14 protein-coding genes and 1 pseudogene are annotated in these 16193 nt (G+C 68.7%); 5 read left to right on the top strand and 10 right to left on the bottom strand.

Going from position 1 to position 16193, the window contains the following annotated elements:
• Positions 1-97: 97 nt before the first annotated feature.
• From AC1DS6_RS26475 to AC1DS6_RS26485, 3 genes are all read right to left on the bottom strand, one after another.
• Entirely contained in the window at positions 98-2119 is a 2022-nt protein-coding gene (locus tag AC1DS6_RS26475) for a sigma-54-dependent Fis family transcriptional regulator (RefSeq protein ID WP_441635895.1), read from the bottom strand.
• 211 nt (positions 2120-2330) lie between these two features.
• Positions 2331-3092, bottom strand: coding sequence for a haloacid dehalogenase type II (locus AC1DS6_RS26480; protein ID WP_441635893.1), 762 nt, complete (start codon positions 3090-3092; stop codon positions 2331-2333).
• A gap of 27 nt (positions 3093-3119) precedes the next feature.
• The gene (locus tag AC1DS6_RS26485; RefSeq protein WP_477103486.1) at positions 3120-4082 is read right to left on the bottom strand and encodes an aldo/keto reductase; all 963 of its coding nucleotides are present in this window, start codon (positions 4080-4082) and stop codon (positions 3120-3122) included.
• Between the two features lie 294 nt (positions 4083-4376).
• Between AC1DS6_RS26485 and AC1DS6_RS26490 the strand changes: the two genes are divergently transcribed.
• A complete protein-coding gene (locus AC1DS6_RS26490) occupies positions 4377-5948 on the top strand; it encodes a methyl-accepting chemotaxis protein (RefSeq protein ID WP_477103487.1) in 1572 nt (523 codons plus the stop codon).
• A gap of 106 nt (positions 5949-6054) precedes the next feature.
• On the opposite strand, the gene AC1DS6_RS26495 is transcribed toward AC1DS6_RS26490, so the two are convergent.
• On the bottom strand, positions 6055-7071 hold the full coding sequence (locus AC1DS6_RS26495) for an LLM class flavin-dependent oxidoreductase (protein WP_477103488.1): 1017 nt from the start codon (positions 7069-7071) through the stop codon (positions 6055-6057).
• A gap of 82 nt (positions 7072-7153) precedes the next feature.
• On the opposite strand from AC1DS6_RS26495, the gene AC1DS6_RS26500 reads away from it, so the two are divergent.
• Positions 7154-7831 carry a TetR/AcrR family transcriptional regulator gene (locus AC1DS6_RS26500; protein WP_441635885.1) on the top strand — a complete coding sequence of 226 codons (678 nt, stop codon included), beginning with the start codon at positions 7154-7156 and terminating at the stop codon, positions 7829-7831.
• 17 nt (positions 7832-7848) lie between these two features.
• On the opposite strand, the gene AC1DS6_RS26505 is transcribed toward AC1DS6_RS26500, so the two are convergent.
• Entirely contained in the window at positions 7849-8313 is a 465-nt protein-coding gene (locus AC1DS6_RS26505) for a YbaN family protein (protein WP_441635883.1), read from the bottom strand.
• A 279-nt stretch (positions 8314-8592) separates the two neighbouring features.
• Here AC1DS6_RS26505 and AC1DS6_RS26510 point away from each other — a divergent pair, with 279 nt between their 5' ends.
• Both AC1DS6_RS26510 and AC1DS6_RS26515 read left to right on the top strand, forming a co-directional pair.
• The gene (locus AC1DS6_RS26510; protein ID WP_441635881.1) at positions 8593-9567 is read left to right on the top strand and encodes a TauD/TfdA dioxygenase family protein; all 975 of its coding nucleotides are present in this window, start codon (positions 8593-8595) and stop codon (positions 9565-9567) included.
• 78 nt (positions 9568-9645) lie between these two features.
• Positions 9646-10146: a MarR family winged helix-turn-helix transcriptional regulator gene (locus AC1DS6_RS26515; RefSeq protein ID WP_441635879.1), complete on the top strand. Its 501-nt coding sequence runs from the start codon at positions 9646-9648 to the stop codon at positions 10144-10146.
• 16 nt (positions 10147-10162) lie between these two features.
• On the opposite strand, the gene AC1DS6_RS26520 is transcribed toward AC1DS6_RS26515, so the two are convergent.
• Positions 10163-12436: a xanthine dehydrogenase family protein molybdopterin-binding subunit gene (locus AC1DS6_RS26520; RefSeq protein ID WP_477103491.1), complete on the bottom strand. Its 2274-nt coding sequence runs from the start codon at positions 12434-12436 to the stop codon at positions 10163-10165.
• A 162-nt stretch (positions 12437-12598) separates the two neighbouring features.
• Here AC1DS6_RS26520 and AC1DS6_RS26525 point away from each other — a divergent pair, with 162 nt between their 5' ends.
• A complete protein-coding gene (locus AC1DS6_RS26525) occupies positions 12599-13324 on the top strand; it encodes a TetR/AcrR family transcriptional regulator (RefSeq protein WP_035866764.1) in 726 nt (241 codons plus the stop codon).
• A gap of 42 nt (positions 13325-13366) precedes the next feature.
• Here AC1DS6_RS26525 and AC1DS6_RS26530 read toward each other — a convergent pair whose 3' ends face one another.
• The 4 genes and pseudogenes from AC1DS6_RS26530 to AC1DS6_RS26545 form a co-directional block, all read right to left on the bottom strand.
• Positions 13367-13996: an N-carbamoylsarcosine amidohydrolase gene (locus tag AC1DS6_RS26530; protein ID WP_045238944.1), complete on the bottom strand. Its 630-nt coding sequence runs from the start codon at positions 13994-13996 to the stop codon at positions 13367-13369.
• Entirely contained in the window at positions 13989-15098 is a 1110-nt protein-coding gene (locus AC1DS6_RS26535; protein ID WP_477103489.1) for a 2,5-dihydroxypyridine 5,6-dioxygenase NicX family protein, read from the bottom strand. The genes AC1DS6_RS26530 and AC1DS6_RS26535 overlap by 8 nt, the downstream gene beginning before the upstream one ends.
• A 29-nt stretch (positions 15099-15127) precedes the next feature.
• Positions 15128-15970, bottom strand: a complete 843-nt coding sequence (locus AC1DS6_RS26540; RefSeq protein WP_441637560.1) for an alpha/beta fold hydrolase — start codon at positions 15968-15970, stop codon at positions 15128-15130.
• A 52-nt stretch (positions 15971-16022) separates the two neighbouring features.
• Positions 16023-16193, bottom strand: a pseudogene (locus AC1DS6_RS26545) (Asp/Glu racemase); the annotation flags it as partial.

The following is a 16193-nucleotide window of genomic DNA, read 5'->3' on the forward strand; positions in this document are numbered from 1 at the left end:
GGTGTACGCGGGCTGCGGCGTGACAGGTGTCACAGCATCAGTTGTACAGGTGGTGAACAGGTGTAGCGGGCGGCGATGGCACGCCGCGCCGCCCGCCTCAGTGGTGTCCCGCGTCGCGCTGGTTGGGCGACTCGATGCCGTAGCGCGCCATGCGGCGGTACAGCGTCATCCGGCTTACGCCGATCTGGCGTGCCACCGCGCTCAGGTTCCAGCCCGCCGCGCGCAGGTATTGCATCAGCAGCATCCCTTCCGGCGGCAGCAGGTGGGGGTCGAAACCGGGCGCCGGCAAGGCCGGGGCGGCTTCGGCCGCCGCGCCCGCGGGCGCCGTGCCGGGAAATACCGGCAGCAGATCTTGCCGCACCGGCATCTCGCCCAGGCCATCGGGCAGGTCCTCCGCCTCGATATGGCCGTCGTTGCAGACGGCGCGCGCGTACTCGAGCGCGTTGCGCAATTCGCGCAGGTTGCCGGGCCAGCGATGCGCCTGCAGCCGCGCGCGCGCCGCGGGCGACAGGCTCACGGCGGCCTGTTGCTCGGCGCCGCCGAGCATCTTGTCGACCATCCAGTCCAGGTCCGTACGTTCGCGCAGCGGCGGCAGCATCAGCCGCGCGCCGTTGAGCCGGTAGTACAGGTCCTCGCGGAAGCGGCCGCTGCTGACCAGTTGGTCCAGTGGATGATGGGTAGCGGAAATCACGCGCAGGTTGACCGGCACCGGGCGCGACGCGCCGATCGCCAGCACCTCGCCCTCGGCCAGCACGCGCAGCAGGCGCGACTGCAGCTCGCGCGGCATGTCGCCGATCTCGTCCAGAAAGAGTGTGCCGCCGTCGGCCTCCTGGATCAGCCCGCGCTTGGGGCGGGAGCCGGCGCCGGAGAAGCTGTTGGGCAGGTGGCCAAACAGCTCGCTCTCGATCAGGGACTCCGGGATCGCCGCGCAATTCACCGCCACGAAAGGCCCGTGGCGGCGCGAACTGGACTGGTGCAAGGCCTTGGCGAGATATTCCTTGCCACTGCCGGTCTCGCCGTTGATCAGCAGGTTGATGGGCGAGTCGACCAGCTTGGCGGCGCGCAGCAATTGCTGCTGCAGTGCCGCATCCCCACCGCACAGGGCGGCCAGCGGCGCCTGTAGCGGCGTGGTCCGCTCGGCGGTGTCGCGGGCGCGCTGCCAGCGCAAGGCCGGCGGCATCACGCTCAGGTAAAGCCGCCCGCCGCTGCGGGCCAGCGCCAGCGCGCGCTGCTCGCTCGGGCGCGAATGCACGAAGCGGCCCAGCTCATCGAGCCGCGCCTCGAACAGCGATTCGAACGGCATGCCCAGCACCGGCGCGCCGCCGGGCTGCACGCCCAGCTCGGCCTCCAGCATCTGCTGGGCGCGGCGGTTGTGGCCGACGATGCGGCCGCCTGCGTCAAGCGCCAGCAGGTATTCCGGATTGACGTCGACGAATTCCGGCGCGGCATTGAGCTTGAGGATCCAGTCCTCCCGGTGGCTGCGCACGAAGCTGGCGTTCTCGATGCGGGTGGCGTAGATGCGCACCATCTGCAGCGCCAGTCCCTGGCTGTCCTTGGCCTGCGGCGAGGTCAGCGCGGAGATGTCGAGGATGGCGCAGAGGCTGCCGTGCGAATCGAACAGGGGCGCCGCGGTGCAGGTCAGCGGGATATGCGTGGCATCGAAATGGTCGGCCTGGTGCACGGTCAGGGCCTGGCCGGTGGCCAGCGCGGTGCCCACCGCGCAGGTGCCGGCGCCGGCCTCGCTCCATTGCGCGCCCAGGTACAGCCCGGCGTGGCGCAGGGAGGCATCGGCGCTGGCGTCGCCCAGGTAATCCACCGTCACGCCCTGCGCATCGGTCAGCAGCACCACGTAGCCCATGCCGGCCACCTGGCTATACAGCGTCTGCAAGCCGTGGCGCGCGATCCGCGCGAAATCGTCGATACGTTGCTGGTGCTCGCGCAGCCGGGTCTGCGGCAGGATGCAGGCCTGCTGCATGCGCGCCGGGTCCAGGCCGTACTGGTGCACGCAGCGCCGCCACGAATTCTGGATGATGGTTTCGGGCGCGCGCAGCATCGGCGCGCCGGCGCGGGTGGTGAGCTGGACTACCGTGTCGATGTGCTCGCGTTGCCGCAGGTCCATCGTCGTCTCCTTGTCGTCTCCTGGCGCGCCGCCGTCCTGGCGGGAGCCAACTCCCGGCTCTGGCTTGCCTCTGTGCGCCGCAGTTGCGGCGCGGGCGGCCGGGAGTCCTAATGTATCCGACAGGGAGTGGCTTGGGCAAACCTCTTCATCCGAAGTGCGCCGGCGAGCGCTTGCGGCACCCTGCGGCGGACCAGCCGCGTGTTACGCAAGCTCAGCCGCAAAGCCGGTCCGCCAGCGCCGTCAGGCTGTCCACGACCACATCCCAGTCCGACTCGGCCGCACGATCCTTCGACTGGTTCGGCCCGTACTCCGTGGGCCGGTTGACATAGGCGGTGCGCATGCCGTGCGAGCGGCCATGCCGCAGGTCGTTGTTGTGCGCCGCTACCAGCATCACCTCGTGCGGCTGCAGGTCGAAGAAGGCAATCACGCCCTGATAGATCTCCGTCTCCGGCTTGTAGTGGCGCACGATGTCCGCGCTGAACACGGCGTCCCACGGCAGGCCTGCATACCTGGCCGTATCGACCAGGCAGGGCACGCTGCCGTTGGAGAAGGTGGAGATGATGTAGCGCTGCTTCAGCCGCGTCAGCCCGGGCACGGTATCGGGCCAGCCGGAGAGCCGGTGCCAGGCGCGGTTGAGGTAGTCCTTCTCCGCTTCGCTCAGGTCTTCGATGCCGAACTGGTCGAGCAGCGCGTCGAGCCGCTCGCGATGCAGCACGTCGATATTGGCCCAGGGCCGCTCGCCCTTGCGCACGCGATCCATGCCGGGCACATAGCCCGCGCGCCATGCGTCGGTGAAGGCAGTCCAGTCGGCATCGACGCCCTTCTTCTGCCCGAACGCGGTCAGGTCCGCGATCACGCTGGTGCGCCAGTCCACCACCGTGCCGAATACGTCGAACACCAGCGCCTTGACCGCGCGCAGGTCCGGCGCCGCGCCTTCGGCGCCGCTGGCGTGGCGCTTCCTGTTTTCATGCATCCCGTATCTCCTCCAGGGTAGCCGCGCTCAGGCGCTGGCCTGATCGAGCAGCGCGATATCGCCGGCGCTCAGTGGCAGGCGCGTGGCGGCGATCAGGTCGTCCAGTTGCGCCAGCGAAGTCGCGCTGGCGATCGGCGCGGTAATGCTGGGGCGCGCGATCTGCCAGGCCAGCGCCACTTGCGTCGGGTTGGTGGCGGTGCGCGCCGCTACCTCGTCCAGCGCCGCCAGGATACGCAGGCCGCGGGCATCGAGGTAGGCCTTGACGCGCTGGCCGCGCGCGCCGCTCTTGTCCAGGTCGGCCTCGGAGCGGTATTTGCCGCTAAGGAAGCCGCTGGCAAGCGCGTAATAGTTGAACACGCCCAGGCCTTCGCGCAACACCAGCGGTTCCAGTTCGCTCTCGTACTCGCTGCGCGTATAGAGGTTGTAGTGCGGTTGCAGGCTCTCGTAGCGCGGCAGGCCAAGGCGGCGGCTGGTTTCCAGCGCTTCGGCCAGGCGCGCGGCGCTGTAGTTGGATGCGCCGATGGCGCGCACCTTGCCGGCCTTGATCAGGCGGTCGTAGGCGTCCAGCGTTTCTTCCAGCGGCGTGTCCTGGTCGTCGGTATGCGACTGGTGGAGATCGATGTAGTCGGTCTGCAGCCGCTGCAGCGAGGCATCGACGGCGCGTTCTATATAGGCGCGCGACAGGCCCTTGCGGCCCTCGCCCATGTCCATGCCGACCTTGGTGGCCAGCACCACGCCGGCGCGCTTGCCGCTGCGCTTGAACCACTTGCCGAGGATGGCCTCGGACTCGCCGCCCTGGTTGCCGGGCACCCAGCGGGAGTACACGTCGGCCGTGTCGATGAAGTTGAGCCCGGCACCGACAAAGGCATCGAGCAACTTGAAAGAAGTGGCTTCATCGGCGCTCCAGCCGAAGACATTGCCGCCAAATGCCAGGGGTGAGACTTCCAGCCCGGACCTGCCCAATTTGCGCTTGGTGATGCTTGAGGTCATGCGTTCTGCTCCGTGGGTTGCATCGGACGGCCCGTGATCCGGGCGCGGCGAAAGGCACATTGTAGGCAGGGATCGAAAAGCCTGCCGGCTCGGAATCGAGAATCTCTTAAGGCACTTTTCAATCGGCCGTTCATCGGCCATTCAAGTCCTGCCGGCGACGAGTCGTTAACCGGCTGTGGCCAGGCTCCGCGCAGCGAGCGGAATCGTCCCCGCTGTGCCGCTCTGTCAACACCAAGGTCAGGCCGATGCCGCGCCGCCGGCGCGAAGGACTGCCCGTTCCCGGTAAGCATGATCATGAATCGAATCTCGTTGAACACCAAACTCTGGGCCGCGCTGGCGGCGATGTGGCTGGCCCTGCTAGCGCTGGGCACCTGGGGCGCCGTGCACACCCGCGCCACCATGATGGCCGAACGCCGCGAGAGCCTGCAGTCCCTGGTGGCCACCGCCGAAGGCATCATCAAGCTCTACGTGGACCGCGCCGCCAACGGCACCATGAGCCTTGAGGCCGCGCAGGCAGCGGCCAAGGACACGCTGCGCGTGATGCGCTTCGGCGACAAGGGCTACCTGTTCCTGCTCAACTCCAAGCCACAGGTGGTGCTCAACCCCGGCCTGCCGGATACGGAAGGCAAGATCGTGGGCGACTTCAAGGACCCCGACGGCAAGCCGGTCTACCAGAGCATCGTCGAGGCGGGCAAGGCGGGCGCGCGCGCCGGCGCCAGCCCCGATGACAGCTTCGTCACCTATCGCGGCCGCCTACCGGGCACCGAAACGCCCGCGCGCAAGCTGACCTATGTGCGCTACGTACCGGCCTGGGACTGGCATGTGGCGACCGGCGTGTTCCTCAAGGACATCGAAGGCACCTTCCGCGACAACCTGATCTCGGCGGCCATCAGCACCCTGCTGATCGGCGCGCTGGTGTCGGCATTCATGCTGGCCATCATCCGTACGGTGCGCAAGAGCCTGGGCGGCGAGCCGGCCTACGCGACCGAAGTGGTCACGCGCATTGCCGCGGGCGATTTCACCGTGCCGGTGCAGATCCGCGTCGGCGACAAGGACAGCCTGCTCGCGGCCATGCAGGGCATGCAGCAGCGCCTGTCCGGCACGCTGGGCGAGATCCGCGGCGCGGCGGATTCGATCGCCTCGGCCACGCAGCAGATTTCCGCGGGCAATACCGACCTGTCGCAACGCACCGAGGAACAAGCCTCGGCCCTGGAGCAAACCGCGTCGAGCATGGAAGAACTGACCGGCATCGTGCGCCAGAACGCGGACAATGCGCGCCAGGCCGCCTCGCTGGCGGTCAACGCCTCGGATATCGCCCAGCGCGGCGGCCAGGTGGTCAACCAGGTGGTGACCACCATGGGCGAGATCAACGGCGCCTCGCGCCAGATCGTCGACATCATCGGCGTGATCGAAGGCATCGCCTTCCAGACCAACATCCTGGCGCTGAACGCCGCCGTGGAAGCGGCACGCGCCGGCGAGCAAGGCCGCGGCTTTGCCGTGGTGGCGGGCGAGGTGCGCAGCCTGGCCCAGCGCTCGGCCACCGCCGCCAAGGAGATCAAGGGCCTGATCGACAACTCCGTGGCCCAGGTGGACAACGGCTCCGCGCTGGTCGCCAAGGCCGGCCAGACCATGGAAGACATCGTCGGCGCCGTCAAGCGCGTGACCGACATCATGGGCGAGATCAGCGCGGCATCGAACGAACAAAGCACCGGCATCGAACAGGTCGGCCAGGCCGTCAACCAGATGGACACGGTGACGCAGCAAAACGCCGCGCTGGTGGAACAGGCCGCAGCCGCGGCAGGCGCGCTGGCGGAACAGGCGCAGTCGATGATGCGTTCGGTGGCGTCGTTCAAGCTGGCGGCCTGAGGGCAACAGGCTACAAACCTGATCGTGCCGCCTCTCCACTCAGGGGGAGAGAAAAAAGGCCCGCGCCATACCGGCAGCGGGCCTTTTCACATGCGGACAGCTCCGTTCAGAGCACGATCTTCGCCACCGGCTCCACCGCCCGCATGGCCTGCGCCGCGATCTCGAACGAGCGCAGGCGCGCCTCATGGTCATGGATCTGCGCCGTCAGCATCAACTCATCCGGCCCGAACTCCTCGATAAAGTTGCGCAAGCCATTGCGCACACCCTCCGGATCCCCCACCACCGAGCACGCCAGCGAGCGCCGGATATGCGTGGCCTCGGTCTCCGTCCACAGCAATTCGATATTGTCCACCGGAGGCCGGATCGGGCCCGGGCTGCCGCGCACCAGCGCCAGGAACTGCTGCTGCAGCGACGTGAACAGCCGCCGCGCCTGCGCGTCCGAATCCGCCGCGAACACATTGAGTCCCAGCATCACATGAGGCTTGGACAACTGCGCCGATGGCTGGAAAGTCTGGCGATACAGATCGACCGCCTGGCGCATGAAGCCCGGCGCGAAGTGCGAAGCAAAGGCAAAAGGCAGGCCCATCGCCGCCGATAGCTGCGCGCTGAACAGGCTCGACCCGAGCAGCCACAGCGGCACCTTCAGGCCCGCGCCGGGCACCGCGCGCAGGCGCTGGCCGGGGCGCGGATCGTCGAAGTACGCCTGCAGCTCTTCCACGTCCTGCGGGAAAGCATCGGCCGTGTCCTGCGTGGCGCTGCGGCGCAGCGCGCGGGCGGTGGACTGGTCGGTGCCGGGCGCGCGGCCCAGGCCAAGGTCGATGCGGCCGGGGAACAGCGATGCCAGCGTGCCGAACTGCTCGGCCACCACCAGCGGCGAATGATTGGGCAGCATGATGCCGCCCGAACCCACGCGGATGGTGGAAGTGCCGTTGGCCACATAGCCGATCAGCACCGCCGTGGCAGCACTGGCGATGCCCGGCATATTGTGATGCTCCGCCAGCCAGAAGCGGCGGTAGCCCAGGTGCTCGGCGTGCTGGGCGAGCGCGAGCGAATTGCGCATGGCCTGGCCGGCGTCGCCGCCTTCCACGATGGGCGAAAGGTCAAGCAGGGAGTAGGGAATCATGGCGAACGCCTGCCGGCGTGGCAATTTATTGAACGATCACTATGTTAATCACCACTGGCGCCGCTGGCAACGGAAAAATATAATGACCACTATGAAAAAGAGTGTTTCCGGTGCGGGCCGCGGGCGGCCCAGGCAATTCGATCGCGACGAGGCGCTGGGCCAGGCCCTGTCGCTGTTCTGGCGCTATGGCTATGGCTCCACATCGATCGCCGCCCTCACCGGGGCGATGGCGATCACCGCGCCCAGCCTGTACGCCGCCTTCGGCAGCAAGGAGCAGTTGTTCTACGAGGCGGTGGACCGTTATGCGGACACGCACGGCGCCCTGCTCTATGCGCCGCTGCAAGCCGCGGGCGGCGCGCGCGAAGCCGTGCAGGGGCTGCTGAGCGGCGCCGCCGCGCTGTTCAGCGCCAAGGGCAACCCCGCCGGCTGCTTCCTGATGAGCGGCACCAGCTGCTCGGCCGACTGCGCCTACATCGAAGACACGCTGCGCGAACGCCGCAGGGAAAAGGAGCAGGCCTTGCAGGCCTGCATCCAGCACGGCATCGCGCGCGGCGAACTGCCGGCCGGCACCGATACTGCCGCGCTGGCCAAGTTCTACAACACGGTGATGCAGGGGATGTCGATGCAGGCGCGTGACGGCGCGTCGCGCGCCGCGCTGGAGGCGGTTGCGGCCACCGCGATGCTGGCATGGCCGGCAGGCCCGGCCAAGGCGCCGAAAGCCGCGAAGACCGCGAAGCCGCGCGAAACACAAACCACGTAGCGCCCCCGATCGGCGTATCAGGCCGCCGGCTCCGGCCGGCGCCACAACCACGCCAGCACGCACGCCATGCAGGCAATCGCCCCGTAGGCCAGCCACGGGCGATGCGTGCCGAACAGCAGCACGGCGCTGCAGACGCTCATCGCCACCGTGGCGCTCCACTTGGCGCGGCGGCTGACCATGCGGCCGTTGTGCCAGTTGTAGAGCATGGGGCCGAACACGCGGTGGCCGAGCAGCCAGGCATGCAGCCGCGGCGATCCCTTGGCCGCGGCCCAGGCGGACAGCAGCACGAACTCCGTACTAGGCAGGCCGGGCACGAACAGCCCGAGAATGGCAACGCCCAGGCTGAGCAGCGCCAGCCCGGTCAGCAGCAGCCGGGCCGCGCGGGTGCGCGCCAGCCGCAGCGGCGGATCGCCCGCAGGCGATCCGCCTGACCGGGACGCCGGGACGGCTTCGCGCGCGCAGGCTGCGTCGGCATCATCCAAGATGGTTCACCGCGGATGGAAACGGCGTTGCAGCATGTCGAGATTCTCCCGGTTCTGGCAATTCTGGCGATTCTGGCAACAGGCAAGGGTGGCCACATTGTCCGCGCCGCCAGGCCGGGCGGCAAGGCCCGGACGGTGACGGCGGCCTCCCCGTGCGGGTGCCGCGCGGCCTGGCGCCTTATATGCAAAGCCGAATTCCTTCGTTGGGCGCGAGGCGCGGCACGCATATGGTAATGGTTTGGCGGCCAGGCGCTGCCGTACTTGCGAAGGAGCCCAGAGATGACCGCTGCCGTACTGGACCAGACAGAGGACGCAACCCGATCCCGAGACCCGGACGTCCCCCTCACCGTACACCCGCTGTCGGCCCATATCGGCGCGCGCATCGATGGCGTGGACCTGCGCGCGCCGCTGCCGGCAGCGGAGGTCGCTGCGATCCGGGCCGCGTTGCTGAAGTGGAAAGTGGTGTTTTTCCGCGACCAGCATCTGTCGCACGAGCAACATATCGCCTTCGCCAAGCAGTTCGGCGCGCCGACCATCGGGCATCCCGTGTTCGGCCACGTGGATGGTTTTCCCGAGCTGTACTCGGTGGGCAAGCACCGCAAGGCCAACCGCTTCGAGGGCCAGGCGGTGCAACGTCCGTGGACCGGCTGGCACACCGATGTGACGGCGGCCGTCAACCCGCCCGCCGCGTCCATCCTGCGCGGCGTGGTGATTCCGCCGTATGGCGGCGATACGCAATGGACCAACCTGGTAGCCGCCTACCAGGCGTTGTCCGAGCCGCTGCGCCGTATCGTGGACGGACTGCGCGGCGTGCACCGCTTCACGCCGCCGGCGGGCGCCAGCGCCACCGACGAGTTCGCGCGCGCGGTCAGGAGCCGCGCGCTGGTCAGCGAGCATCCGCTGGTGCGCGTGCATCCCGAGACCGGCGAGCGCGCGCTATACGTCAGCCCGAGCTTCCTCAAGCACCTGTCGGGCTTCGCGCCGCGCGAAAGCCAGCAACTGCTGGAACTGCTGTGGGAACACGTGGTGCGTCCCGAGTTCACGGTGCGCTTCAAATGGGAACCGGGCAGCATCGCGTTCTGGGACAACCGCGCTACCGCGCACCTCGCGCCCGCGGACATCTTCGACCTCGACTTCGACCGGCAGCTCTATCGCATCACGCTGGTGGGCGATGTGCCGGTGGGCGTGGACGGCAGGCCCTCCAGCGCGCTGGAGGGCGATCCGGTGCTGGCGGCGCATGGGGCGGCGTCGTAGCGAGAAAAATCGCGCCGCGCGCGGCCACGCTCGGTATACTCGGAGGCACGTTTATCTCATGCCCGCAGACCGCCCATCGTGTCCAATTCCTCCGCGCGCAAGACCGCCGCGCAAAAATCCGCCGCCGACTACGATTTCACCGAGCAAGTCGGGCACCTGCTGCGGCGCGCCTACCAGCGCCATGTGGCGATCTTCCAGCAGACCATTGCCGATTCGCAACTGACCGCCGCGCAGTTCGTGGTGATGTGCGCGGTCAACGAACGCGGCTCGTGCTCGCTCAGCGAGATCGTGAGGGCCACCGCCATCGACCAGGCCACCGTGCGCGGCATCATCGAGCGCCTCAAGGCGCGCGAACTGGTGGCGGTCTCGCACGACACCAATGACCGCCGCAAGGTGGTGATCACGGTGACGCCGGCCGGCCACGCGCTGATCGAGGAAACGGTGCCGTTCGCGCACCGCATCTCCGAGCAGACCTTTGGCGACCTCAATCCTGCGGAACGGGTGGCGATTACCTATCTGCTGCGGAAAATGAGCGAGTTCGACGATCGCGGCGGCACGCCGGACGGCGAGCCGGAATAAGGCGCCGATACGCGCCTCAGGCAGGCTGGCCCAGCTCGCCGGCCAGCGCGGCAAGCACCACCTCCGGCGTGAACGGCGCACGCCGCAGCCGCACCCCGGTGGCATCGAACAGCGCGTTGGCAATGGCCGGCGCGCCCGGCAGCGATGCCGATTCGCCGGCGCCCATCGGCGCTTCCTCCTGGCGCGGCATCAGCACCACTTCGATGCGCGGCAGCTCGGGAAACGTCAGCAGCGGATAGCTGCCCCACTCGCGGCTGGCCACGCCGGCGGCATCGAAACGCACCTGCTCCTTGAGCACGCGGCAAAGCGCCTGCACCACGTTGCCCTGCACCTGGTGGCGCACGCCGTCGGGGTTCACCATCATCCCCGTGTCCTGCGCCACCACCAGGCGCTCCACTGTCACAAGCCCCGTATCGGGCGCTACCGCCAGGTCCACCACCCAGGCCGCCCACGCGGCGCCAAAGCCCGGGAATTTGCTGTGGATATAGCGGGCGTAGGCCACGCCGCGCCCGCGCAGCAGCCCATCGGCGCCGGGCTTGCCACGCGAGCCGCGCGCGCCCTCTTGCCAGCCGGCGTGCGCCGCCAGCGCACGCAGCAGATCGGCGGCGCGCTCGTCGGGCAGGTGGCGCAGGCGGAAGGCCAGCGGATCGGCGCCGCTCTCGTGCGCCAGTTCGTCGATGAAGGATTCGTGCGCGAACACGTTGGGCAGGGCCGAGACGCCGCGCAGCCACGAGGCGCGCACGATCGCGGGCGTATCGTCGCAGCCGATGCGCGTGTTCGCGTATTGGTAGGGTGGCACCGCGGTGCGGTCGCCCATCTGCAGCGTGCGCGGCGCGTTACCGACGATGCCGGTGAGCAACAGCGCCAGCGTGGGCGCATCGTTGGACGGATAGCGGCTGACGAAATCGTAGGCGAGCAGTTCGCCGCCGGGGCCGATGGCGCCGCGCACGTCCATCAGTTGCGCCGCGCCCTTGGGCTCCCACAAATGTTCCTGCTCGCGCGTGAGCTGCACGCGCACCGGCCGCCCCACCGCGCGCGACAGCAGCACCGCATCGGCGCAGACGTCGTCGGCGCAATTACGCCCGTAGCAGCCGGCGGCTTCCATCCGCACGATCTCGATGCAGCCTTCGTCCAGGCCCGTCAGCCGCGCCAGGTCGATGCGCAGCACATGGGGATTCTGCGTGCCCGACCACACCGTGAGGCCGTCTTCGCGGTAGTCGGCCACGGCGCAGGAGGGACCGATCGAGGCGTGCATCTGGTAAGGCCACGCATAGCCGCGCGACAGCACCCGGCCCGCGCCGCGCGCGGCGTCGAACGCCGCCTGCGCATCGCCGTCGTCCACCAGGGTGCGGCGCGTCGCGGGATTGGCGCGCAGCGCGGCCTCCGCGTCGCCCGGTTCGTTCAGCGCGGGCAGCGGCGGCACCGGCTTCCAGTCCACCCGCAGGCGCCGCGCGGCCTGCATGGCCTGCTCCTCGCGCTGCGCCACCACGCCGACGAAATCACCCTGCACTACCACGTCGACCACGCCGCGTACGTCATGGATCGATGCACGGTCGACGCCGCGCAGGCTGGTGCCGACAAAGTCGCCGCAATCGCGGCCAGCGTATGGCGGACGCACCACGCGGCCATGCAGCATGCCAGGCACGCGCACGTCGTGCACGAAGGTGAGCTGCGCGGTGGCCTTGGCGGGAATATCCACGCGCGCGGCGGCGCGCCCCACCACGCGGTATTCGCTGACGGGCTTGGTGGCGATGTCGTCGGCCAGCGGCAACTCGATATGCTCGCCGGCCAGCAGTTCGCCGTACGTCAGGCAATCGCCCTGCCCGCCGCGCAAGCGCAGGCGGCCGTCTTCCGCGTCCAGCGCTTCGGGCGGCACGCCGAGCCGCGCGGCGGCGCGCCCGCGCAGCCAGGCCATGGCCTGCGCCGCCGCGCGCCGCAGCGGCAGTGCCGAGATCTGGATGGTGGCACTGGCGATGGTGGGTCCCTGGTTGGGCGTCAGCTGGGTATGGCCCAGCGTCATCGCCACGCGCGCCGCCGGCACCTCCAGTTCCTCGGCCACGATCTGCGCCAGCGAGGTGCGGATGCCGGTGCCCAGGTCGACGTGGCCGTTGAAGGCCAGGATCTCGCCGTTGTCCCGCAGCGCCACGAAGATGTCCGGTTGCGCCGCGACATAGTCGGAAGCCGCGCCGGGCTGGCCGGGCGCGGGCCGGGGTGCCGCTTGCGGCGCCCGCGTCACCAGCAGGACGCCGCGCGCCTGCAGCAGGGCGTCGCGCAGCGCGCCGGGAGACATCGGTGCCGATGCGGGGAGAGACGCGGACTCGGGTCCGGTGGCGGGGGTCGTTTCCATTCGTTCCATGTCTCGGATGGGGCATGCGGGCAGGCCGCCGGATTCCGGCTCCGCCCGCCGTGGCCGTTATACTGCCAGCCTTGAACAGCAAGTTGTATCAAACTTATGAGCACCCCGACCGCTAAGAAAAGCGCGGCAGCCGGAACCCGGGCCCGGCAAGCTCAGGACACCCGAGCCAAGATCCTCAAGGCAGCCATCAAGGTCTTCGCCCTGCGCGGCTACGAAGGCGGGCGCGTGGAGAAAATCTCCTCGCTGGCCAAGACCTACGACCGCATGATCTATTACTACTTCGGCAGCAAGGAAAAGCTCTTTGTCGAAGTCCTCGAAACCATCTACCTCCAGCTCAACGAGGCCGAGCAGGCGCTCCAGCTCGATACCGGGGACCCGGTGCGCGCGCTGACCCAGCTGATCGACTTCGTCTGGGGCTACTACCTGGACCATCCGGAGTTCGTCGCCATCCTGTCCAGCGAGAACATGAGCCAGGGCAAGCACGCCAAGAAATCGAGCCGGCTCAGGGAGATCTCCAGCTACGCGCTGTCCGTGCTGGACGGCATCCTGGAGCGCGGCAAGGCCGCCGGCCTGTTCCAGCCCGATGTGCAGGCGCGCGATATCTACCTGGTGATCGCTTCGCTGGGGTACTTCTACAACTCGAACCATCATACGCTCAGTGCCTTCCTTGACGAGCCCATGATGAGCAAGCCGGCGCTGGAGCACTGGCGCAATGTGATCCAGCGCACGGTGCTGAGCACGGTCTGCGTGGCGCCTCCCGCCATCGGCCCGGCGGCGGACGCCGCCGCGCGCAAGAAGCCGGCGCGCGCCAGGCGCGCGTAACCCTGGCAGCCGGCGGTCGGCGCGCATCGCCGGATGACCTGCTCAGGCCGCCGCCCGGGCGAGCATCGCCAGGGCTTCGTCGCGCGGCATCACCGTGGCGTATTTCTGCGCCATGTCGAACAGGTTGGCATCGTGCGGCCCGATTGCGCGGTCGCCCACGCAATCGGACAACACCAGCGGCCGGAAGCCCAGCGACATGGCATCGACCACGCTGGCCCGCACGCAGCCGCTGGTGACGCAACCCGCCACCAATAGCGTGCGCACGCCGCGCTGGGTCAGCCACGCCGCCAGCGAAGTACCGAAAAAGGCGGATGGCACCGTCTTGCGCACCACCAGCTCGCCAGCACGCGGCGCCAGTTGTGGCACGATCGCGCTGTTGTGGCTGGCCTCCTTCAGCCCCAGCATGCCGGGCACCTTGAGCGTGAAGATGTTGTGGTCGCTGTCGTCGTCGGCGAACACGATGCGGCTGTGCGCCACCGGCCAGCCCTGCTCGCGCGCCGTGGCCAGCAGCGGCCCGGTGTTGGCGATGGCCTCGGGGATATTGCCGCCGCCGAAGACTTCCGGATTGGCAAAGCCGTTGACGAAATCGATGATCAGCAGGCCGTAGGGCGCCTTGGGTTCCAGGGTGGCGCCGAAGCCTTGGCGCTCGTAGGTCTTGACTTCGTCATGCATGAATGGCTCCCTTGGCCCTTTGTTGCTGCACTTGCTGCACTTGCTGAACCTGCTGCGCCTGCTGGTACTCGCTGTCCAGCACCTTGCCCTTCTCGACCACCGCCTCGCCGTCCAGCCGCACGGTGCAATGCCGCACCGGGATATCGATATGGCACGCCGTGGTGCGGCTGCCACCGGCCTCGTTGTTGGGGCCGAAGGAGCAGAGGAAGTTGCCCTCGAACGCGCGCGCGTCCATGCCGATGGTGGCCTCGCGGTCGTACATGGCGAGAGTGGACCAGCGCGCGCGCGGCTGCAGGCCCCAGCCGATATGCGACATGGCGTAGGCCTCGGGGTCGTTGAACGAGGCCATGTAGTCGCTCAGCAGCTCGGCGTCCAGGCCGCCTTCGATGCGGGTGACGTAGCCGTTCTCCAGCGTGATGCCGATGGGCTCCTGCACATAGGATTTCATCGGCAACAGGATGTCGCCGCGATCGAGCACGATGCGCCCGTTGGTGCCGCCTTCGTCCGGCCAGGTCAGCACAAAGCCGCTTGGCCAGTGATCCCAGCGGCCGGGCTCGTCGACGAAACCGTACTCGCTGATGGCGGGAAACTCGCCGAGCGAGCAACGCAGGTCGGTGCCGGCGTCCGACACGATATGCATCTCCCGCGCGCGCGCCAGCCGCGCCGTGGCCGCTTTCACGCGGGTGCGGTCGCCTTCCGTGGGCACCAGCCGCACCAGCACTTCGGGCGGCTCCACCGCCAGCAGGATCTTGGTGCCGCCGGAGAGGATGTCGTGCTGTTCCGGCGAGAACAGCAGCGTCATCAGGTCCAGCACCAGGTCGCTGGCTTTGAGCGCGGCGATGGCGGCCGGGTTGCCGGTGAGCGGCGTGGTGCCGAGATAGGCCAGCGCGTCGCGGCTGAGCGCCTTGTCGCCGTTGACGGGCGGCAGGTCCAGCCGGTTGACGATGGCGCCCATCGCGGTGGCCGCCATCTGCGCCGTGCGCAGCGTTTGCGGATGCGTGGCGGCGCCGGTCAGCACCGTGACCGTCTGGCCCGGCTCCAGTTTTGACAGTGTGAGCACCTGGCGCCAGGCCTGGGTCAGGTCGTGATCGCTTACTGGCATGTGTTCTCCTTTCTGGTGAAGCCGGCGGATCAGGCTGCGGCCTGGTCCCGCAGCAGCGGCGCGCCGAGGAAATCGCCGAAGGCGCGGTAGAAGCCGGCCTCGTCGTCCCACGGGATCATATGGCCCGCATCCGGCACGCGGGCAACCTGCACCGCGGGCAGCAGGCCGCGAATCTCTTCGATGTCTTCCGCGCGGATCACATCGCCGCGCCCGGCCACCATCAGCAGCGTGGGCACCTGCACCGATGGCATGTCGGCATGCACATCGTCGCGATGGAAGTCCTCGAAGCTCGTCACGATGGCGCGCTCGTCGCAGGTGTGCAGCCACTCGGCGCGCAGGCGAAGCTGCTCTTCCGTCCACGTGGGGCAGAAGCGGCGCATGCCCTCGGCGTCGATACCTTGCCGCGCCAGGCGGATCGAATCCACATACCAGGGCAATTGCGACGGATAGGCACGGCGGCCCGGGCCCGACACGGGCGGATCCACCATCACCAGCCGCGTCAGCCCGGCGGGATTGCCGCGCGCGGCGCGGATGCCGATGCGCGCGCCCATCGAATGGCCGACGATGGCGTAGCGCGCCAGGCCCAGCGCCTGCGCGAACCCCGTCACGTCCGCGGCTTGCGCATCCAGGCTGTAGTCCAGCGCATCGCCCGCCTCGGACAAGCCGCGCCCGCGCACATCCAGGATGTAGGTATCGAAGTGCTTGCCGAACTGTTCGCCGACAAAGCCCCAGGTCACGGCCGGGCTGGTGATGCCGGGCACGATCACCACGGCGTCGCGCCCCTGGCGCGCGCCAGTGGCGCCGCCGTAGCGCAGGTAGTGCTGGCGGATGCCGTTGGCGAACACATTGCCGCCGTAGAGAAACTCGCTCATTGCTGACTCCTTTGTCGAACTAGCCTGACTAGCCGCATTAGCCGAAGACGGTTTAGTAGGCACCCGACAGCAGCGCGCCGGCGCCGGGCACGACCGGCTCCAGGTCGAGCTGCTTGAGGATGGCGTAGGTGGTGGCGATGGCCGCGGTGATCACGGGCTTGCCGGTCATCGCTTCCACCTTGGCCACGGCCGGCAACGAAGGCATCTGCACGCAGGCCGACAG

Source organism: Cupriavidus sp. 05L310 (assembly GCF_056398185.1).